This is a genomic window from Pseudomonas tremae, assembly GCF_001401155.1.
GTDB classification, from domain to species: domain Bacteria; phylum Pseudomonadota; class Gammaproteobacteria; order Pseudomonadales; family Pseudomonadaceae; genus Aquipseudomonas; species Aquipseudomonas tremae.
On sequence record NZ_LJRO01000073.1, the window covers coordinates 43533 to 64780 of the forward strand.

The window sequence follows — 21248 nt, forward strand, 5'->3', positions numbered from 1 at the left end:
AATCCTGAATGCGTGGCGCAGCAGCACTCGATTTCCCTCCAGCGCACCCCGCCGTTATCATCCCCGCATCTTGTGAGGGACTTATCCGATGCTCAATGGCCTGTGGCTTGGTTTTTTTGTCGTGGCGACGATTTCCGCACTGGTGCAATGGCTGGTGGGCGGCAATGCGGGGATTTTTGCGGCGATGGTCGAAAGCATCTTTGCCATGGCAAAGCTCTCGGTCGAGGTCATGGTGCTGTTGTTCGGTACGCTGACCTTGTGGCTTGGTTTTCTGCGTATCGCCGAGAAGGCCGGTATTGTCGATTGGTTGGCCAAAGTCCTCGGGCCACTGTTTTTGCGCCTGATGCCGGAAGTCCCGCCAGGCCACCCGGCGCTGGGTCTGATAACCCTCAACTTTGCCGCCAATGCACTTGGGCTAGACAATGCGGCTACGCCTATCGGCCTGAAGGCCATGCGTTCGTTGCAGGAACTCAACCCGAGCAAGACTGCCGCCAGTAACGCGCAGATCCTGTTTCTGGTGCTCAATGCGTCGTCCCTGACGCTGTTGCCGGTGACGATCTTCATGTACCGCGCCCAGCAGGGTGCGCCCGATCCGACCCTGGTATTTCTACCGATCCTGCTCGCCACCAGCGTCTCGACGATCGTCGGCCTGCTATCGGTCGCGTTCATGCAGCGCCTGCGTCTCTGGGACCCGGTGGTGCTTGCCTACCTGATTCCCGGTGCGCTGCTGCTGGGCACGTTCATGGCATTCCTTGGCACGCTGTCTGCGGCAGCACTGGCGGGCTTGTCGTCCATTCTGGGCAACCTCACGCTGTTCGGCCTGATCATGATGTTTCTGCTCATCGGCACGCTACGCAAGGTGCTGGTTTACGAGGCTTTCGTGGAAGGGGCCAAGGAAGGCTTCGATGTTGCCAAGAGCCTGCTGCCTTATCTGGTCGCCATGCTCTGCGCGGTGGGCGTGTTGCGGGCATCCGGCGCGCTGGATTTCGGCCTTGAAGGTATTCGGCATCTGGTGGAGTGGCTGGGGCTGGACACGCGCTTTGTCGATGCGCTGCCAACTGCAATGGTCAAACCCTTTTCCGGCAGTGCCGCGCGCGCCTTGCTGATCGAAACCATGCAGACCCAAGGCGTGGACAGCTTCGCCGCTTTGGCGGCCGCGACCATTCAGGGCAGTACCGAAACCACGTTCTATGTACTGGCGGTGTACTTTGGCGCCGTGGGCATTCAGCGCGCCCGCCATGCGGTAGGTTGCGCGCTGCTGGCCGAATTTTCCGGCGTGGTGGCGGCCATCTTCGTCTGCTATTGGTTCTTCGGCGCCACCGCCAGCTAAGACATCAAGGCGCCGGCTCGGCGGGCGTCGATTCAGCCGGCGCGGGCTCGGTTGGCGTCGAACCGGCAGCCGGGTCATCCGCCTTAGGCTCGCTGGCCTGAGGCTTTTCGGGGGCAGGCTCAGGCGTTGCCTCTTCCGCCGAGTCGCCTCCTGGCTTGAGCTTGATGATTCGACCGGTCGGGCGCTTCTCTGTCGGTTGATCGTTGTCCGTCACCACGAAGCGCAGCACACCGATCATCTGTCCGTCCTCGGTCAGCACCCTCACCTGCCAGCGGCCGGTAACGTCCTCGGGGAAGTTCTGCTTGCGCGTCCAGGCGCGGTAGCCTTCCTTGCGCCCGCCGTGGATATCCAGGGCGATGCGGTCCATCTCTTTACCTTCGTGCCACCACACATGGTAGATGCGCTCGTCCAGGCCACGCGGTGCGTTGATGGCGGTGTACGCGTACAAGCCGCCGTTGCGCAACTGTTTGGCGCTGATCAGCGAGATGCTGTCGCCCGGTGTACGGTTTTTGTTGTCGAAATCCGGGCTGACCGCCACTTCGGTCAGCCACAGCGTGGCAGGTGGCACCCACGAGCGCAGCAGCCAGCCCGCAGCGCCTATGGCGAGGATCATCGCGAACACGGTCAGCGCGCTACGCCAGGTGTTCAGCGCAAAGCTCGACATCAGGCTGGGAGCCGATAACAGCATGGCGACGCCGAGCGCCAGTTTGTAGCTCTCGGCAGTGGTCAGATGCAGGATGATCGGCAGCGCTGTGAGCAAGGCAGCAAAAAGGGTCAGCGTATGCAGCGTCATGAACAGCCAGCGTTTCGGGGCCAGCCATTTGTAATACAGCGGATCGATGATCGAGATCAGCCCGGCGGCGCCCAAGGCTGCGGTAAAAACAGCCTGACCGCTGTTCCAGGTGGTGGTGATGAAAAAGAACGGCAACACGAAGAACAGGCTTTCCTGGTGGATCATCTGCGTGCCATAACGCAGCAGGCCTTGTGGAATCTCGCGGCCCAGTGCCTTGTTGAGCAGCCCGACCATGGTGTTTTCGACCATCAGCCACAGCCAGCTGATCAGCATCACCACGGCAATCCAGGTCGCCAGACCCGCCTGGCGATCAACCAGAATGAAACTGGCGATGCCGGAGACGAAACCAAATGCCGCAATGAGCCCCGGATAGCGCTGCATCAAGTTGAGCACGGGTGTCACATAGCGGTTCACGTCAAGCATGTCGATTGTTCACTCGGTTCTGTTCATACAAAAAAACGCGCAGCGTAACAAACGCTGCGCGATGACTGCACCCCACGTGCAGTTCGGCGTCGCAATGCTATTTGTGTCGTGTTCGCCAGCGCCAGATGCCCAAGGCAACGATCAGGCTCAGCACCCCGGAAATCAAGCCATACAGGCTTTCATAGCTGAGCAGCGGTTTTTCAATTCGCATATAACCCGGCTGAGCAAGCAACTGCCGCATGGCTCGATTGGCTGTTTCCAGACTGACGGCCTTGATGCGTTTGGCCGGATCTTCAAAGCGGCCTTTCTCGTAATCGTTGAGCGCACTCCAATAGTAGTCGGCCAACGCACTGTTGCCTTGTGTGGCCCACGATTGGCGGTCAATGGCGAGCTGCTGCAAGCGCGCAAACATGGCGGGCTGCATGCCGTCTTTCTGCAGGGTCTCGACCAGCGCCCGAATATCCTGCTCGGCTTCTGTGACATCGTCGCGCTCTACATCGGCGTTCAGGCTCAAAAATCCGCTGTCACCGAACACTTCTCGCTCCGCCGAAGGGCCATAGGACAGATTGCGCTTCAGGCGCAGCTCGGTATAGAGCGCCCAGTCCAGATAGCCCTTGACCAGGTCCCAGGTTTCGTCGTGCTGCTCGTCCAGTTGTGGTTCGGGGTAGATCAGGTGCAGCTTTGCGCTGTCACCCAGTCCGCCGCGTTGCAGCTCACGGCGCGGCTCGGCGGAACCGTTGCTTTGCGCCAGCGGGGGATGATCGATCGGGTCGGTAGGCGCCAGTTTGCCGTAAGTGCGTTCCAGATACGCCGGCAGCAGCTTGTCCAGGTCGCCGACCACAATCAAGGTCATGTTGTTGGGGGCGTACCAATTGGCGAATACCTCTTCGATGTGCTCAAGCTTGATGCCACCCACTTCTGGCCGCTCGGCGCATTTCAGACCCAGTTCTACTGCCAGTTGGCTGCTGGCGCTGCGGCCCGAATCGCGCCGGTCCAGCAGGCGCTGCAAGTGTGAAGAGTGCCCGCCGTCTTCGCGCTCGACGACACGTTTGACGCCATCCAGATGCGCCTGGCTGAGTTCTGTGCGGGTCATGATTTCCAGCAGCAGGTCCAGCACCTTGCGCTGATTGCGTGCGTGCGCCTCGATCACAAATGTGGTGTCGGCATTGCTGGTGAAGGCGTTCCACTCGCCGCCGAGTGCCTGCATACGCTCCTCTAGCCCGCCTTCGCCACTGTCATCAACCCCGCTGAACAGCAGGTGTTCAAGCAAGTGCGGCAGCTCTTTGTCCTGGCACGGGAAGTCATCGAAACCGATGCCGACGACCAGCCGAATCGCGACATGGCCTTTTTCGTATCCGGGTTTGAGAAGGACTTGCAAACCGTTGGGCAGCAGATAGCCCTCGACCTGAAGACGGTCAAGGGCAAACGAAGGGAATGAGCCGAGGAGCAGACAAGCGAACAGCAGGCAACGCATAAAACAGCTTTCCTGGCGGGCCGGTATGTGTAACAGACTTCACCCCGGCCCTTACGTTCACAGTGATCGCTCTGGCTCGTCCTCGCTGGACAGGGCGCCAGTGTCAGCGGTTTCGAGCACTGCGTAGGCGCTGCTGCAGAACAGCGAGTTCAGGCGCTTCATATCGGCGATCAGTTCCAGGTGCAGCGAGCTGGTCTCGATACTTTGCACGACCTTCTGCCGCAGGCGGCTGACATGGGCATGTGCCAGGCGTCGCTCCTGCGCGCGAAAACGGCGTTTCTCGCGCAACAACTGCCGTGCGCTTTCCGGGTCGCCGCTGAGGAATACCGAAAGCCCCAGACGCAGGTTTGACTGCAACTGGATCTGCAGGTCGGCCAGCTCTTCCAGGCCGACCTCAGAGAACGAACGACGATGCGCGGTCTTCTGCTGCTGAATCTTGCGCAGCATGCGTTCGATCAGGCCGCTGGCCAGTTCGAGGTTGATGGTCAGCTCGATAATCTCGGCCCAGCGACGATTATCGTGCTCGCCGAGGTCTTCACGCGGCATCTGCGCCAGGTACAGCTTGATCGCGCTGTAGAGCGCTTCGACATCATCATTCAGGCGGCGTACTTCCTGTGTGACTGCCGTTTGCGTACCGCGCAGCACCGCCAACATTGAGCCGAGCATGCTCTCGATCAGATCGCCCATACGCAGCGTTTCGCGTACGGCGTTGGCCAGAGCAAGGCTGGGCGTCGCCAGCGCGGCCAGGTCCAGATGACGAGGTTTGGCCAGGCCGCCGACCTCGTTCTGCTGCGGCAGCAAGGCTGCACACAGGTGCGCCATTGGCCCCACCGTGGGCAGCATGATCAGGCAACGCGTGGTGTTGTAGATCAAGTGAAAGCCGATGACCAGCTCCTGTGGCCGGAAGCCCAGCGTGTCGATCCATTCAACCAGCGGGTCAAGCACCGGGATGATCAGCAGCAGGCCGAGCAGTTTGTACAGCAGGCTGCCCAACGCAACCTGCCGGCCCGGGACGTTCTGCATGCTGGTGCTGAGAAAAGCCAACAGACCGCTGCCGATATTGGCGCCGATCACCAGGCCGATCGCGACCGGCAAGCCAATGACTTCGGTGCCTGCCAGCGTGGCGGTGAGCAGCACCGCTGCCAGGCTGGAATAGGAAATCAATGCGAACATGGCGCCCACCAGCGCATCCAGCAGCAGGTCGCCGGTCAGCGAGGCAAACAGCACTTTGACCCCCGCCGCCTGAGTGATGGGCGCAGCGGCTGCAACGATCAATTGCAGCGCCAGCACGATCAGGCCCAGACCGATACCGACCCGACCCAACTGCCCGGCACGGGTCTGCTTGCGCGACAGAAAAAACACCACGCCAAGGAAAATCAGCAGCGGTGACAGCCATGAAAGGTCGAACGTCAGCACGCGCGACATCAGCGCCGTACCTACATCGGCCCCGAGCATGATCACCAGCGCTGGCGTCAGCGTCATCAGGCCCTGGCCCACGAAAGACGTCACCAGCATGGCCGTGGCGTTGCTGCTCTGTACCAGGGCTGTGACCAGAATGCCGGCAATGAAGGCCAGTGGTCGTCTGGACATGTTCTGGCTGAGCAGACGGCGCAGTTGCGCTCCGTAAACACGAAGGATGCCAGTGCGCACGATATGCGTGCCCCAGATAAGCAGGGCGACGGCAGACAACAAATCGAGCAGGGTCAGCATGCAGAAAGCCCCCTGAGTTTTGCCCATTCAGGCGATAAAATTAAAGATGCAGCGTGTAGCGAGCGGGGATGGGTTTGTAGCGCTCCACTAAGCTTTAGTCGGCCTTTGGCCTTGGCGCCAGCATCGCACAGGGCGGGTTTCATTGAAATAAAAGTGTCATAAATCAGTATTTTGATGTCGCGTACTGGCACCTGACGTAGATACGCCACGAATTGTTCATGCCAATGCGCGCCTGCCGCCCAAGGGAGGCAAGCCGATTGCCGGGTCAATCCATTGTGAACGCGACGTTGGGGTCGAATTTCATCCCGACAGCCTTGGCGACGGTCATGCCCTTCTCATACGAAAAGGATTTATCCGCAGTGGGCTGAAAAAACTCGATGAAATCCAGGCTGCGGCGGCTGAAGACGAAACCGCCAATCAGCGGCTGATTGACCGCATAAAGGTGCGGACACAGCGCCATCATCGACGAAGCCGGTACGCCGATCAGATGTTCCTCAAGATCGCCGTCCTGCTGAGCATCTTGCGGGTAGAACCACAAAGGTGTGCTGATAAACAGGTAGGAATCAGGCCCCAGACTGGACAGCAGCGTCCGCACCAGCCACCGGGCAGTGTCAGCCGTCAGGTGCTCGACCACGTCCAGCAGGCAGATTATCCGGTACTGGGCCAGTCGCTCGGATGACAATTCCTGAGCCAGGCCATGCCAGATATTGCGGTAGGTGGCGTTTTCATACAGCTGCGAATTCTGGCAATTGGCTTCCCAGCCATCGATGCCGTCCACCGACCAGTGTGCAGTGTCCGGGTTTGATTTGATCAAAGCCCCCAGCGTACCGGAGCCAAACCCGATATCCAGCACTTCAACCTCGGCGCCCGTGTCTTTCAGGATATGGAAAATCATCGCCTTTGGAGAGACCGAATCACCTTCTACATAGCCCGTTGCAGGGGGAAAGCCTTCGGTGGGCTGATAGTCTTCAACATATTGCTTCATGGTCGGAATCCTTGACGGGGTAATTGCGGTGGGCTGGATGAGGTATTCCGGGGATTCTGCTGAAACATCCGCGTCGGGTTCAGGCATCAGTCAAGACAGTGTAGGGGCTTTCAAAGAGTCGGCGTCTGGTGATGCGGGGTTATCGGAAATATCCGCTGATACAGCGGGTTATCGGCTGACTATTCAATTTCGTGAAAGCGCTAACCTGAGCTCAACTCGAACTCACTTGGCGAAATAAGGGCTGATGACGCGAGGCGTTGCTTGTGTCTCATTTGAGATACATGGTGACAAATCACTTATCAGCAGAGACGACTATGGCAACTCAGACACCCAGGCTGCCTGCCGCTCGGCAATGGCCGCCCTGTTAACACCGACCATTGATATCCAGGCGAGCGGGCGCTCATGTCGGCGACCGCAATACGGCCGCCCATTGCACCCTGAACCCGGTTTACTGCGTACCGGTCGCACGCCAGTGCTGAGCATTGGCAGGCTGATCAGATATGAGCACTCAACGAAACCTGTCAACCTCATTGCGCAACTCAGTCGCCAGGCCGTTCAGTTCCTGAGCGGTGATCGCGAGGTTGGACATCACCTGGCGTTGTTCGCTGTTGGCCATGGCGATGCTTTGCAAGTTGCTGCTGAGCATGGTCGCTGTGCTGCTTTGCTCCTGGGTCGCGGTGGTGATGGCTGCGAACTGATGGCCTGCCGAACGGCTCTGTTCGTCGATCTGCGCCAGCGCAGAGGCTACTTTGGAGTTAAGCGCCAGGCCTTCCTGCATCAGGGTGTTGCCCTGTTGCATGGTGCTGATCGCGTTGCCGGTTTCCTGCTGGATGCTGGCGATCATGCCGGAGATTTCGTCAGTGGCTTCGCGCGTCCGTGACGCCAGGCTGCGAACTTCATCCGCCACCACGGCAAAGCCGCGGCCTTGTTCACCGGCACGTGCAGCCTCGATGGCGGCGTTGAGGGCGAGCAGGTTGGTCTGGTCGGCAATCGAGGTAATCACCCCGACGATACTGCCGATTTCCTGTGAACGCTGGCCCAGTGTGTCGATGACCTTCGCCGTGCTGCCGAGAGAGGTCGCGATCTGTTGCAGCGATGAAGACGCTTCGTCCATCGAGGTCCGACCGATTCGGGTCTGTTGCGCATTTTCCTGCGCCAGACGCTCGGTATTGCCCATGTTGTCGGCAATGTTCATCGACGTGGCACTGAACTCCTCGACGGCACCAGCCATGCTGGTGATCTCGCCGGACTGTTGCTCCATGCCCTCGAAAGCGCCACCGGACAGACCGGACAGTGCGTTGGCACGGCTGCTGACTTCCTGCGCGGCGATGCGGATGTGCGACACCATCGACGACAGTGCCTCACTCATCTTGTTGAAGCTGCCGGACAACTGCCCGATTTCATCATTGCTGGTGACGTTGAGGCGAACGCTCAGGTCGCCGGCGCCCAGGGCATCTGCCTGACGGACCAGTTCGGACAGCGGCCGCAGCTTGCTGCGCAGCAGCCAGATGGCGCTGATGACTGCGATCAGCATGGCCAGCAGACTGCCTATAGCCAACTGGGTGCCCACGCTCCAGGTCACTTCGCTGATTTCATTGCGTGGCATGCTGGCAATGACTGTCCAGGGGCCACCGGCAAACGGTTGGCCTACGCTGTAATAGTCATCGCCACCTTCATCCCAGAACTGCGCCTTGCCTGGTTTGCTAGCCAGGTCCGCAACGGCTTTTGCGGCGCCTTCCGGAGATTTTACGCCCGCAGGCGGAACCAGCCAGTTGCCCTTGTCGTCCAGCAGGGCCAGCGAACCGGTGGAGCCGATACGGAAACTCTTCAGGTTGTCGAACTGGGTTTTCTGCGCATCGGTGTAATCGAAACCCACGAACAGTGCCGCAATGATTTTGCCGCTGCTGTCGCGAACCGGGCTGTACTGGGTCATGTAATAGCGATCGAACAGGACCGCTTTGCCGACGTAGCTCTGGCCGGCCATCAAGCGCTCATACGCTGCACCCTTGCGATCAAGCACGGTGCCGATGGCGCGAGTGCCATCCTGCTTGCTCAGGGAGGTGCTGATGCGGATGAAGTCGTCGCCGCTGCGCACGAAGATCGTGGCCACGCCTGCGGTCATCGAGCGAAATTCGTCGACTTCGGCAAAGTCATTGTTCAGCGCGGTATCGCCGGAATACAGGCCGGGGGTCTGCGTGCCCGCTACGTTAACCGGCTTGTCAGCCTGCAAACTCAGGCCTCCGGCGAAGCGCTTCTCGAACAATCCGCTCAAGCGCTGGGTACTGTCGCGCAGCGTGCTGTGGAACGTGTTGAGCTGATCGGCCAGCAGTCTGGCTTCGCTCGACATGTGTTCTTCGCGAATGACCAGATTGGATGCGTCCAGAGACCTCAAGGCAAATAGCGTACTGCCGCTGATGACAACTGCCAGGATCACTGCCAGAGCAATACCGAGTTGCGAGGCAATTCGGGTACGGGGCTTGGACATAGAGACTCCACGCCAAATGATTGGAGTCGCCGGGTCCGTGGCTTACCATTCAGCTGAATTAAGTTAAGGTTTTAAGCCGCCGCAGGGGCAGTCGTCAGGAAATGCTTCGGCTAGCAAGATCGTTACTTGAGCGCGAGGCGAGACATTAACAAATGATGGCAGTTCAATACTAAACAAATTTTCATTTCAGTATTTCAACTAACGGCAACTCCATGGCTTTCACTTCCGACTGAAGAAAATCACTGAGGCGCCGCAACCTCTCTGCACCGGGCCTTGTGCGCGGCCACACCAGATAATAGTTTTCGCCACTAAACACAGCTGTGCGCCAAGGAATACTCAAGCGCGATTGCGCCACGTCTTCGGCGACCATCAGCAGATCACCCATCGACACGCCATAGCCGCGTGCTGCGGCAATCATTCCCAGCTCGAGGGTGTCGAACACTTGCCCGCCCTTGAGCGATACCTGGTCTGTCAGGCCCATGCGGTTCAGCCAGGTGCGCCAGTCACGTCGGTCGGGCGTGGGGTGCAGCAACTCCGCCTTGGCCAGACGCTCGACGTCCCATGGCGGATCTTGCAGCAACGTCGGCGCACCCACTGGGATCAACAGCTCCGGGAACAGCAGGGTAGCTTCCCAATCCGATGGGAAGTGCCCATGACTGAGCAGGATCGCGCAGTCGAACGGCTCTTGGGCGAAGTCCACGGCATCGATGTCCATCCAGGCGCTGGTCAATTGCACCTCGTTGCCCACCTGCAGATGACGAAAGCGACTCAGACGGGCCAGCAGCCAGCGCATGGTCAGCGTAGAGGGCGCTTTCATGCGCAGAATGCCCTCTTCGGTCTGCAGGGTGCTGCAGGCCCGCTCCAGCGCCAGGAAGCCATCGCGTACACCGGGCAACAAGGCACGTGCCGACTCGGTAAGTTGCAAGTTGCGGCCATTACGCTGAAAAAGACGGCAGGCGAAATGCTCTTCCAAGGTGCGTATATGACGGCTTACTGCACTTTGGGTAATTGATAGTTCTTCAGCCGCGCGCGTGAACGAGGTATGTCGTGCGGCAGCTTCAAATGCCCTTAGTGCGTAAAGAGGAGGAAGATTACGGGACATGCATAGCGTCCTGCCGGCGATGGGCAGTCACTGTAACGCAAATCATCTCGCATGAGTTTTAGTCATGCTGAGCATCGCATTTATCGTTTTGTGCTTGCGCGCGTATCCACCCAGAATAGGCGTCCATCTGAACTCCGCCGTAGAGCATTGCCACCATGCAGCATCCCGCCCTCAAAGAACTCTGGATCATCCTGCGCCTGGCCGGGCCGCTGATCGCATCGCAAATGGCGCACATGCTGATGGTGTTCACCGACACGGTGATGATGGGCAAGATCGGACCGGAAGCGCTGGCGGGCGGCGGGCTGGGCGCTGCCACGTACAGCTTCGTGTCGTTTTTCTGCGTCGGCGTGATGGCTGCGGTCGGTACGCTGGTTTCGATTCGGCATGGTGCCGGCGATGCAGAAGGCGCGACCCGCCTGACCCAGGCCGGATTGTGGCTGGCCTGGGGCATGGCGCTGATCGCTGCGTTGTTGCTGTGGAACCTTGAGCCGATCCTTTTGCAATTCGGGCAGGCCGAAGCCAATGTGCATATGGCAGCTCAATTTTTGATCACCCTGCCCTTCGCCCTGCCCGGCTTGCTCAGCTTCATGGCCTTGCGTGGTTTCACCAGCGCTCTGGGGCGTGCAGGGCCGGTCATGACCATCAGCCTGGCTGGCGCGGCAGCAAACTTCGTTCTCAATTACGCGATGATCCATCAATGGCTCGGCCTGCCCAATCTGGGGCTGATGGGGATCGGGCTGGTTACAGCCATCGTGACCAACTGCATGGCGCTGGCGCTGGCCCTGCATATCAAAAGGCATCCGGCCTACGCGGCTTACCCGATCAGCAAAGGGCTCTCGAAACTGTCGCGCAGTCACCTGAAAGAGCTGTGGCGCCTGGGCCTGCCGATTGGCGGGACATACGCGGTGGAAGTCGGCCTGTTCACATTTGCAGCGTTCTGCATGGGCGCGATGGGCAGCACGCAGATGGCAGCGCACCAGATCGCCCTGCAAACGGTGTCGATGGCGTTCATGGTTCCAGTGGGAATGTCTTACGCGGTGACCATGCGTATCGGCCAGCATTACGGTGCAGGCAACCTGGAGATGGTGCGCATGGCTGGCCGTCTGGGCATCGGTTTTGGCGGTGCCGTGATGCTGATGTTCGGGATGCTGTTCTGGCTGGCACCGCATCTGGTCATCGGCCTGTTTCTGGATATCGATGACCCGGCGTTCGCTGAGATTGTCGTGCTGGCCGCCAAACTGCTGGCCATTGCAGCGTTGTTCGAGTTCTTCGACGGCACCCAGACGATTGCTATGGGCGCGATTCGCGGGCTCAAGGATGCACGCACGACCTTTCTGATCGGTCTGGGCTGTTACTGGCTGATCGCCGCGCCTGCCGCCTGGGTACTCGGCTTCTCTACCGACGCTGGCGCATCAGGCGTCTGGTGGGGGCTGGCGCTGGGCCTGTTCTGTTCGGCAGTGGCGCTGACGTATGCGTTTGAATGGAAGACCACCCGCCTGTTGCGGCGGCAGGCCGCAGGGCTGCTTGTTTCGGGCTGACCTGGCGCCTGCTCAGGCGGAAGTCAAAGCTTCTGTGTGTGAGGCTTCCGAGTACAGATAGGTCATCAGTTCATCCAGCGGCAGTGGCCTGCTCAGCAAATAGCCCTGCACCTGATCGCAACCGAAACTGCGCAGCAACTCCAGTTGCCCGACGGTTTCGACGCCTTCGGCAACCACTTCCAGGTTCAGGTTGTGCGCCAGATTGATCATCGCGTTGACCAGCTTGCGGTTTTCTTCGCGTGTTTCCATCTGGCTGACAAAACCCATGTCGATCTTGAGCAGCGCGATGGGCAGGCTGTTGAGGTGCATGAACGATGAATAGCCAGTGCCGAAGTCGTCCAGCGAGAACCGCACGCCCAGCCGTCGCAATGCTTCCATGGTCTGTCTGACCTGGTCACTGCGCCGCATGATTGCGGTTTCGGTCAGCTCGAATTCCAGCCAGCGCGCGTCAACACTGTGTTGCTCTATGAGGCGGCTCAATGTCGGCAATAACTGGCTGTCCTGAAACTGCCTGAACGACAGGTTGATCGCCATGTGCAGCGGCGCAAAGCCCTGCTCGCGCAACGTCTGCATGTCGCGCAGGGCGCGCAAGATAACCCAGTAACCGAGCGGCACGATCAGGCCGCTCTGCTCTGCCAGCGGCACGAACTCGCTGGGCGCCAGCAGCCCGCGCTCTTGGTGACGCCAGCGCACCAGCGCTTCCAGGCCGACCACGCGGCCGCTGCTCAGGCACAGTCGCGGTTGGTAATGCAGCTCCATCTCGTCACGGCGCAAGGCACGACGCAGCTCGCCTTCCAGGTCGGCGAGGCTGCGAGCGTTGCGGTTGATGCGCTCGTCGAACAGGTGGAACGTGCAGCCCTGGATGCTCTTGGCCTGACGCATCGCAATATGTGCGTGCCACATCAGCGGGTCGGCTTCGAGACGGCTCTGCGAGTGGGCAATGCCCAGGCTGCAACCCAGCAGCAGGCTTTCGCCATCGATCCAGTAAGGCTCTGCCAGAACGTCGGTAATGCGTTCGGCCAGTTGCAGGGCGCGTGCGGGCGTGGCTTGGGTATCGATCAGCAGAGCGAATTCGTCGCCGCCGAGTCGGGCGATCTGATCACCGGCGTCCAGCTGGTTTTTCAGGCGCGCCACCACTTGCAGAATCAGCCGGTCACCGGCCTGATGCCCCAGCGAGTCGTTGGCGCGGCGGAAGTTGTCCAGGTCCAGATGCCCCATCGCCAGGTTGCCACCCTCGGCCAGACGGGTGGCCAGCTGGGCCTGAAAACCCTGGCGGTTGGCGATGCCGGTCAAGGGGTCCTGACCTGCCAGGCGACGCAAGGTGTCTTCCAGGCTGCTGCGCTCATGCACATAACGCAGGCAACGGCGCAGTACATCGCCGGTCAGCGTGTCGCGCACCAGCCAGTCGCAGACACCGCTCGGCGCGACCAGCGGTTCCTCTTCCAGCAGCACTACGGTGGGTAGCAGGCAAGCGCCGGTTCTGGGCTGCAGGTCGGGGGTGGTCAGCAGGACGGTATTGCGTTCATCACCGTACCGGGCACTGAAAACGTCCCAGTTCGCGCCATGCAGCAGTGTGATGTTACCACTCGGTGCGGCGACGCAACCGTTCAGGAGCGCCTGCCAGAAAGGCTCGTGTGCCAATAAAAGCAATCGCAGGGGTTCGACAGGTGTAGGCAATCTAACTTCCTAAGCACAAAGGAAAAACCGGTGGCCACGCTCTCGCGGGAGCCCAACAGATACACGTATCGTCGCGTCGCGGCGCAAATGTAACAAAACCAGAAAAATTAGATAGCGGTCACTGCCCGTCGCGATGATCGCTGCACAAACCTGTGGGCCTGTTAAAATGCCCGACCTTTTTCGCAGACGACCCCTCTTACCGCCATGTCCCGACTCAATCCCCGGCAGCAGGAAGCCGTGAACTACGTCGGCGGCCCTCTTTTGGTGCTCGCCGGTGCTGGTTCCGGCAAGACCAGCGTGATCACTCGCAAAATTGCCCACCTGATCCAGAATTGCGGGATCCGGGCCCAGTACATCGTCGCCATGACCTTCACCAACAAGGCCGCGCGCGAAATGAAAGAGCGGGTCGGCACATTGCTCAGAGGTGGCGAAGGGCGTGGTCTGACGGTCTCGACCTTCCATAATCTGGGCCTCAACATCATCCGCAAGGAACACACGCGGCTGGGTTACAAGCCGGGCTTCTCGATCTTCGACGAGACCGACGTCAAGGCCCTGATGACCGACATCATGCAAAAAGAGTATTCCGGCGACGACGGTGTCGACGAAATCAAGAACATGATCGGCTCGTGGAAAAACGATCTGATCCTGCCCGCCGAGGCCCTGGAAAACGCTCGCAACCCCAAGGAACAGACTGCTGCCATCGTCTACACCCACTATCAGCGCACGCTCAAGGCGTACAACGCGGTGGACTTCGATGACCTGATCCTGATGCCGGTCAAACTCTTCCAGGAACACGCCGACATCCTGGAAAAATGGCAGAACAAAGTGCGTTATCTGCTGGTGGATGAATACCAGGACACCAACGCCAGTCAGTACCTGCTGGTGAAGTTGCTGATCGGCTCGCGCAACCAGTTCACCGTGGTGGGCGACGACGACCAGTCGATCTACGCCTGGCGCGGCGCGCGACCGGAAAACCTGATGCTGCTCAAGGATGACTACCCGTCGCTGAAAGTGGTCATGCTGGAGCAGAACTACCGCTCGACCAGCCGCATCCTGCGCTGCGCCAACGTGCTGATCTCCAACAACCCGCATGCGTTCGAAAAGCAGCTGTGGTCCGACATGGGCCACGGGGACGAGATCCGGGTCATCCGCTGCCGTAACGAAGACGCCGAGGCCGAGCGGGTGGCGATGGAAATCCTCACCCTGCACCTGCGCACCGACCGGCCCTACAGCGACTTTGCCATTCTGTACCGCGGTAACTATCAGGCCAAACTGATCGAGCTGAAACTGCAGCACCATCAGGTGCCGTATCGCCTGTCGGGCGGCAACAGCTTCTTTGGTCGTCAGGAAGTGAAAGACCTGATGGCCTACTTCCGGCTGCTGGTGAACCCGGATGACGACAATGCGTTTCTGCGTGTGATCAACGTTCCGCGTCGGGAAATCGGTTCGACCACGCTGGAAAAACTCGGCAACTACGCCACCGGACGCAAGGTATCGATGTACGCCGCCACCGATGAAATCGGCCTTGGCGAGCATCTGGACAGCCGTTTCACCGACCGCCTGCAACGCTTCAAGCGCTGGATGGATGGCGTACGCCAGCAATGCGCGCAGAACGACCCGATTGCTGCGCTGCGCAGCATGGTCATGGACATCGATTACGAGAACTGGCTGCGGCAGAACAGCTCCAGTGAGAAAGCTGCCGACTACCGGATGAGTAACGTCTGGTTTCTGATCGAGGCGCTTAAAAACACGCTGGAAAAAGACGAAGAAGGCGGCATGACCATCGAGGAGGCCATCGGCAAGCTGGTCTTGCGGGACATGCTCGAGCGTCAGCAGGAAGAGGAAGACGGTGCCGAGGGCGTGCAGATGATGACCTTGCACGCGTCGAAGGGGCTGGAATTTCCGTACGTGTTCATCATGGGCATGGAAGAAGAAATCCTCCCGCACCGCTCCAGCATCGAGGCCGACACCATCGAGGAAGAACGCCGCCTGGCGTACGTGGGCATCACCCGCGCGCGGCAGACCCTGGCGTTTACCTTCGCCGCCAAGCGCAAGCAGTACGGGGAAATCATCGACTGCTCGCCAAGCCGTTTTCTGGATGAGCTGCCGCCGGACGATCTGGCCTGGGAAGGCACCGATGACACGCCAGTGGAAGTCAAAGCGGTGCGCGGCAACACAGCGCTGGCCGATATTCGCGCGATGCTGAAACGCTAGCCGACACAAAATTGATCATTTATTGCGCAATGGCGCAGCCAAGGAATTGAAGTGGAAGCACTGCACAAGAAGATTCGCGAAGAAGGCATCGTACTGTCCGAACAGGTGTTGAAAGTCGATGCGTTTCTCAATCACCAGATTGATCCTGCGCTGATGAAGCAAATCGGCGACGAGTTCGCCCGGCTGTTCGCGGATGCGGGCGTGACCAAGATTGTCACCATCGAAGCGTCCGGCATTGCACCGGCCGTGATGGCGGGCCTGAATATGGGCGTGCCGGTGATTTTCGCCCGCAAGCATCAGTCCCTGACCCTGACTGAAAACCTGCTGTCGGCTACCGTGTATTCCTTCACCAAACAGGTGGAAAGCACTGTCGCCATCTCGCCGCGGCATCTGAACAGCACAGACAACGTGCTGATCATCGATGACTTCCTGGCCAACGGCAAAGCGTCGCAGGCACTGATCTCGATCATCAAGCAGGCTGGCGCCACTGTCGCCGGCCTGGGCATCGTAATTGAGAAGTCCTTCCAGGGCGGCCGCGCCGAGCTGGATGCACAGGGCTATCGCGTTGAATCGCTGGCACGGGTCGAATCGCTGGCCGGCGGGGTGGTGACGTTCAAGTAAGGCCACAATGATGGACACGCCTCCGAGCTTCTGCCTGTGGGGCGTGGGAGCGAACTTGTTCGCGAAAGGGCCGGTATGATCGCCGAAACATGCGTTGTCTGAAATACCGTCTTTGCGGACAAGTCCGCTCCCGCAAAGGCCCCGTTTTTCGCGCTCTTCAAGACCTGTGTATAACGCTGAACGCGGAGCTTGGGCGCGGTAGCGTTTTCCAGGCACCTCTCGTTCCTCATGCTCCAGCGTGGGAATGCCGGTCGTGACGCTCTGCGTCGCAGGCTCTAAATACCGAGTGCGCGCAAACGCCGATACAGGGTGCGTTCGCTCAATCCCAGCTCTTGGGCCAGCTCACTGCGTGAGCCTTTGAACACCCGCAGCGCGTGGGCAAGCTTCTCCAGGCCATCATCCTGCCGGCGATAAGAAACGCCGCTCGGCTCGCCATGCCCGCGCACTTCAGCGGGTAGATCCTGCACGCGAATGATGCCGTCATCGGTGAACAGCCTGGCGCGTTCAAGGATGTTGCGCAGCTCGCGGATGTTGCCGGGGTAGCTGTAGAAGCTCAGCAGTTTCATGGCCTCGTTATCGACACGTGGCGCAGCACCTGGCGCGATGCGTTGCAGCAGGCTGTCGATCAGCAGCGGCAGGTCCTCGCTGCGCTCACGCAGGGCGGGCAAACGAATCGGAAAGGCGCTGATTCGGTAGAACAGGTCTTGACGAAAGCTGCCTTCGGCGACCATGTCCTTGAGCGGCTTGTGGGTCGCCACAACCAGCCGGAAATCGGAATGCACGGTTCTCAGGCTGCCTACCGGACGGAAACTCCCCGACTCGATCAGCCTCAGCAGTTTGACCTGCATGGCCAGCGGCACCTCGCCAATCTCGTCGAGAAACAGCGTACCGCCATGAGCGGCCTCGGCCAGGCCGGTCTTGCGTTGCAATGCTCCGGTAAATGCACCCTTTTCATAACCGAAAAGCTCGCTCTCCAGCAGGCTTTCAGTCAGCCCGGTGCAGTCCACGACCACCAGTGGCCCGGCAGACCTCGAGCTGCTGGCATGCAGCGCACGTGCAAACAGCTCTTTGCCGGTCCCGGATTCGCCTTGCAGCAGCACCGGTATCTGCGCTGGCGCGGCGCGCTGCAAGGCGCTCAACACCTCCTTGAATGCAGCCGAACGCCCCACCAGCCCATGTTGCTGAGGCTGGACCGACGCCACCGCCACTGAACTCAATCGCTCGACGTAAGCGATCACTTCGCCCTGATCGTCCAGAATCGGCCGCAGTTCTACGTCGACATGCTCCGGGCCGCGCGGCGTGTGGTGAATATGCAGCAGGCGCTCAGGCAACCTGGTTTCATGGGCCTTGCGCATCGGACAATGCTCACCGGCCTGATCGCAGGGCACGGCAAACTGGTGGGATACCCGATAACATTTCTCGCCAACGTGCGGCGTGCCCTCGACGCCAAACTGGCGCTGGTAGGCGGTATTGGCGGCGATGATGTTGTAGTCGGTGTCCAGCACGATGGTCGGACGCAGATCATGCTCGAGGTACGACACCAGCGACTGCATGCGGCTGCCGGTAAAATCGGTGGCGATGACTGACATGATTGCTCCTGAAGACGGGTGGCCCGCTGGTCAACGGGCTGCCAGTTTATGCCATTTACTGCCAGCAAGCTGCCAGAAAGTGGCAGTCAGGCATGATCGGCTGTCAACCGGGCGAGGCGTAGAACAGACCTGCCCCTTGCAATGACTAAGCGCCAGGTGCGTCAGCGTGGTTGGCATGGTAATTGAGACTGCAATGCAACGACTGCCAACCGTCCAGCTCCAAACAGCTTCGGGGCGATTACAGCCATGGGAATTGCACATGATCATTGGTGAAAAGCTTCACGTTGAAGCGTTGTTCGACAGCGAGACCGGGACCATCAGTTATCTGGTGATGGACCTGGAGAGCAAGCAGTGCGCGCTGATCGACAGCGTGCTCGATTACGACCCCAAGTCCGGTCGCACCCGGACTGAGTCCGCCGACCGGATGATTGACCGCGTACGGGCCTTGCAGGCCTCGGTGCAATGGATTTTCGAAACGCATGTACATGCGGATCATCTGTCGGCAGCGCCTTATCTGAAACAGAACCTTGGCGGCAAGATCGTGATAGGCAGCCACATCACTGTCGTGCAGAAGACTTTCGGTGCGTTGTTCAACGCATCGTCGGATTTCGCGCGCAATGGCAGCCAGTTCGATGTACTTCTGGATGATGACGCTGCATTCGCCATCGGCACGCTGCAGGTAAAAGCCATGCACACGCCCGGACACACGCCGGCCTGTATGAGCTACTTGGTGCAGGTCGGCGAACAGACCGTCGCGTTTGTCGGCGATACGCTGTTCATGCCCGATTACGGCACCGCCCGCTGCGACTTCCCGGGCGCCGATGCACGCACCTTGTACCGTTCGATTCGCAAGCTGCTGGCCCTGCCACCGCAAACCCTTCTGTTCATGTGTCACGACTACCTGCCCAACGGCCGGGCGCTGAAATACATGACTACCGTCGCTGAGCAGCGCGCGAGCAATATTCATGTGCATGACGGCGTCGATGAAGACACATTCGTCAGCATGCGCGAAGCCCGCGATGTGACGCTGGAGATGCCGGTGCTGATGCTGCCTTCGGTGCAAGTCAACATGCGTTGCGGGCACTTTCCGGAGCCCGAAGACAACGGCGTCGTTTATCTGAAGATCCCGCTCAATGCGCTATGAGCCCTGCCTGCCATTGGAAACTCTGCAATGAATGCCTCGAATACTACCTGTCAGATCCTGATCGTCGGCGCGGGTGCTGCCGGCATAGCCACGGCCACAAGCCTGCTCGCCCGCGATGCCTCGCTGCAGATCACGCTTGTTGATCCTGCCGACACCCACTACTACCAGCCTGGCTGGACGATGGTCGGTGCAGGCATCTTTGAAGCGCAATCGACGGCGCGCAGTATGGTTTCACTGATCCCCAAGGGCGTGCAGTGGATCAAGGCCGCGGTGGCAAGCTTCGAACCGCAGGACAACGCCCTGACACTGGAAGACGGCAGCACGATCGGCTATCAGCAACTGGTGGTCTGCCCCGGGCTGAAGCTGGACTGGGCAGCCATCGACGGGTTGGTCGAAACCCTGGGTGCCAACGGCGTGACGTCCAATTACCGTTTTGACCTGGCGCCTTACACTTGGAAACTGGTGCAGGAACTCAAGCAGGGCCGCGCTTTGTTCACCCAGCCGCCGATGCCGATAAAGTGCGCCGGTGCGCCGCAAAAGGCCATGTACCTGTCCTGCGATCACTGGCTGAAAGCCGGGTATCTCGCGCAGATCGATACGCAGTTCTATAACGCCGGTGGCGTGCTGTTCGGTGTTGCAGATTACGTTCCGGCGCTGATGAGCTATGTGGATCGTTACGCCATCGACCTCAAGTTCAGCCACCGACTGGTGGCTGTTGACGGGCCGGGGAAACGCGCCACGTTCATTCGCAGCCAGCCCGACGGCAGCAGTGAAACCGTCGAGCAAAGTTTTGACATGCTGCATGTCGTGCCTCCGCAGACTGCCCCCGATTTCATTCGCAACAGCCCGCTCGCCGACGCGGCCGGCTGGGTAGATGTGGACCCTGCCACGCTTCGGCATCGGCAGTTTGCCAACATTCACGGGTTGGGCGACGCCACTAATACCAGCAACGCCAAGACCGCTGCTGCCGCCCGCAAACAGGCACCGGTAGTGGCCAATAATGTACTGGTTGCGTTGGGTCGGCTGAGCGGTTCGGCTGCTTATGACGGCTATGGCTCCTGCCCGCTGACTGTCGAAAAAGGCAAAATCGTGCTGGCCGAGTTCACCTATGGCGGCAAGGTGGCGCCCAGCTTTCCGGGCTGGTTGCTGGATGGGCGCAAACCGACTCGACTGGCGTGGTGGTTGAAAGAGCGCGTGCTACCCGCGCTGTACTGGAACGCCATGCTCAAGGGCCGTGAATGGCTGGCAAAACCCAAGAAGGCTAACGCTCCGCATGGTTGAGCATCAGTTATTGGGCGCAGGTCTGGGCGCAATCATCGGGGTGGTGCTGGCACTGACCGGGGCAGGCGGCGGCATTCTCGCGGTGCCGTTGCTGGTGTTCGGGCTTGGGCTGACGATTGTCGAAGCAGCGCCGGTCGGCCTGCTGGCGGTGGGGCTGGCTGCCGGGGTCGGCGCTGTGCTGGGGTTGCGCCAGGGCATCGTGCGCTATCGCGCGGCAGGGTACATCGCAGGTATCGGCGTGCTGATGTCTCCCATCGGCCTCTGGCTTGCCCACCGTCTGCCCGCCGCGCCGCTGGCGCTGATATTTTCGACAGTGTTGCTGTATGCCTGCGGGCGCATGTTCATGCGGGCCAGCCGTGAACTGCGTGACGGCCAGGCTGCGCCGCGAGCAGAAATACTGCCCTGCGTTCTCAACCCGCTGCAAGGACGACTGCGCTGGACGATGCCGTGCCTGCGTGCCTTGACGCTGACCGGTATGGGCTCGGGGTTGCTGTCCGGGCTGCTCGGCGTGGGCGGCGGCTTTGTGATAATTCCGGCGCTGACCCGCTATAGCGATCTGGACATGAAGAGCGTCGTGGCGACCTCACTGGCGGTGATCGCTCTGGTTTCTGCAGGCAGTGTCATCATCGCTTCGCTCAGCGGGGTCATGCACTGGGCGGTAGGCGCGCCCTTCGCGCTCGGCGCGGTTGCCGGCCTGGTCGGTGGCAGACAAATCTCCCGCTACCTTGCTGGCCCGCGTTTACAGCAGTTGTTTGCTGTGTGCGGGCTCGTTGCTGCGGTTATGTTGGTGCTTACGGTGGTGTAGTTGGCGTTGGCTCTTCTATGAGTCTCGTACCCGCACATCAACATCGGACGCAGAGCATCCAGAACTGCGTCCCCCAC

At 60.1% G+C, this 21248-nt stretch carries 15 protein-coding genes; 7 read left to right on the forward strand and 8 right to left on the reverse strand.

The annotated features are described in order from the left end of the window. Positions 1 to 88: 88 nt before the first annotated feature. Entirely contained in the window at positions 89 to 1330 is a 1242-nt protein-coding gene (locus ALO43_RS04610; protein WP_005894626.1) for a nucleoside recognition domain-containing protein, read from the forward strand. A gap of 4 nt (positions 1331 to 1334) precedes the next feature. Here ALO43_RS04610 and ALO43_RS04615 read toward each other — a convergent pair whose 3' ends face one another. From ALO43_RS04615 to ALO43_RS04640, 6 genes are all read right to left on the reverse strand, one after another. After that, positions 1335 to 2546, reverse strand: coding sequence for a DUF5924 family protein (locus tag ALO43_RS04615; RefSeq protein ID WP_024691107.1), 1212 nt, complete (start codon positions 2544 to 2546; stop codon positions 1335 to 1337). A gap of 97 nt (positions 2547 to 2643) precedes the next feature. After that, positions 2644 to 4020, reverse strand: a complete 1377-nt coding sequence (locus ALO43_RS04620) for a M16 family metallopeptidase (protein ID WP_054997181.1) — start codon at positions 4018 to 4020, stop codon at positions 2644 to 2646. A 57-nt stretch (positions 4021 to 4077) separates the two neighbouring features. Further along, on the reverse strand, positions 4078 to 5730 hold the full coding sequence (locus tag ALO43_RS04625) for a Na/Pi cotransporter family protein (protein ID WP_024691105.1): 1653 nt from the start codon (positions 5728 to 5730) through the stop codon (positions 4078 to 4080). Between the two features lie 265 nt (positions 5731 to 5995). After that, positions 5996 to 6715 carry a class I SAM-dependent methyltransferase gene (locus ALO43_RS04630; protein WP_054997182.1) on the reverse strand — a complete coding sequence of 240 codons (720 nt, stop codon included), beginning with the start codon at positions 6713 to 6715 and terminating at the stop codon, positions 5996 to 5998. 508 nt (positions 6716 to 7223) lie between these two features. Next, the gene (locus ALO43_RS04635; protein ID WP_024691103.1) at positions 7224 to 9200 is read right to left on the reverse strand and encodes a methyl-accepting chemotaxis protein; all 1977 of its coding nucleotides are present in this window, start codon (positions 9198 to 9200) and stop codon (positions 7224 to 7226) included. A 181-nt stretch (positions 9201 to 9381) separates the two neighbouring features. After that, entirely contained in the window at positions 9382 to 10302 is a 921-nt protein-coding gene (locus tag ALO43_RS04640) for a LysR substrate-binding domain-containing protein (protein ID WP_005894603.1), read from the reverse strand. Between the two features lie 155 nt (positions 10303 to 10457). Here ALO43_RS04640 and ALO43_RS04645 point away from each other — a divergent pair, with 155 nt between their 5' ends. After that, positions 10458 to 11840, forward strand: coding sequence for a NorM family multidrug efflux MATE transporter (locus ALO43_RS04645; protein ID WP_054997183.1), 1383 nt, complete (start codon positions 10458 to 10460; stop codon positions 11838 to 11840). A 12-nt stretch (positions 11841 to 11852) separates the two neighbouring features. On the opposite strand, the gene ALO43_RS04650 is transcribed toward ALO43_RS04645, so the two are convergent. Further along, on the reverse strand, positions 11853 to 13517 hold the full coding sequence (locus ALO43_RS04650) for a putative bifunctional diguanylate cyclase/phosphodiesterase (protein ID WP_024671125.1): 1665 nt from the start codon (positions 13515 to 13517) through the stop codon (positions 11853 to 11855). A gap of 204 nt (positions 13518 to 13721) precedes the next feature. Here ALO43_RS04650 and rep point away from each other — a divergent pair, with 204 nt between their 5' ends. Together rep and ALO43_RS04660 are read left to right on the forward strand one after the other, a co-directional pair. Next, entirely contained in the window at positions 13722 to 15731 is a 2010-nt protein-coding gene (rep, locus tag ALO43_RS04655; protein ID WP_024671124.1) for a DNA helicase Rep, read from the forward strand. 51 nt (positions 15732 to 15782) lie between these two features. Further along, a complete protein-coding gene (locus ALO43_RS04660) occupies positions 15783 to 16352 on the forward strand; it encodes a xanthine phosphoribosyltransferase (protein WP_024671123.1) in 570 nt (189 codons plus the stop codon). Between the two features lie 275 nt (positions 16353 to 16627). Here ALO43_RS04660 and ALO43_RS04665 read toward each other — a convergent pair whose 3' ends face one another. Continuing rightward, positions 16628 to 17941, reverse strand: a complete 1314-nt coding sequence (locus tag ALO43_RS04665; RefSeq protein WP_024671444.1) for a sigma-54 interaction domain-containing protein — start codon at positions 17939 to 17941, stop codon at positions 16628 to 16630. A 259-nt stretch (positions 17942 to 18200) separates the two neighbouring features. Between ALO43_RS04665 and ALO43_RS04670 the strand changes: the two genes are divergently transcribed. The 3 genes from ALO43_RS04670 to ALO43_RS04680 are packed head-to-tail and all read left to right on the forward strand — an operon-like array spanning position 18201 to position 21171. Next, a complete protein-coding gene (locus tag ALO43_RS04670) occupies positions 18201 to 19085 on the forward strand; it encodes an MBL fold metallo-hydrolase (protein ID WP_005894592.1) in 885 nt (294 codons plus the stop codon). A 27-nt stretch (positions 19086 to 19112) separates the two neighbouring features. Further along, positions 19113 to 20366 carry an NAD(P)/FAD-dependent oxidoreductase gene (locus ALO43_RS04675; protein ID WP_054997184.1) on the forward strand — a complete coding sequence of 418 codons (1254 nt, stop codon included), beginning with the start codon at positions 19113 to 19115 and terminating at the stop codon, positions 20364 to 20366. Then, complete coding sequence (locus ALO43_RS04680) at positions 20359 to 21171, forward strand: sulfite exporter TauE/SafE family protein (RefSeq protein ID WP_024671442.1); 813 nt, start codon at positions 20359 to 20361, stop codon at positions 21169 to 21171. Before ALO43_RS04675 ends, ALO43_RS04680 begins: the two co-directional genes overlap by 8 nt. The last annotated feature ends 77 nt before the right edge of the window (positions 21172 to 21248 follow it).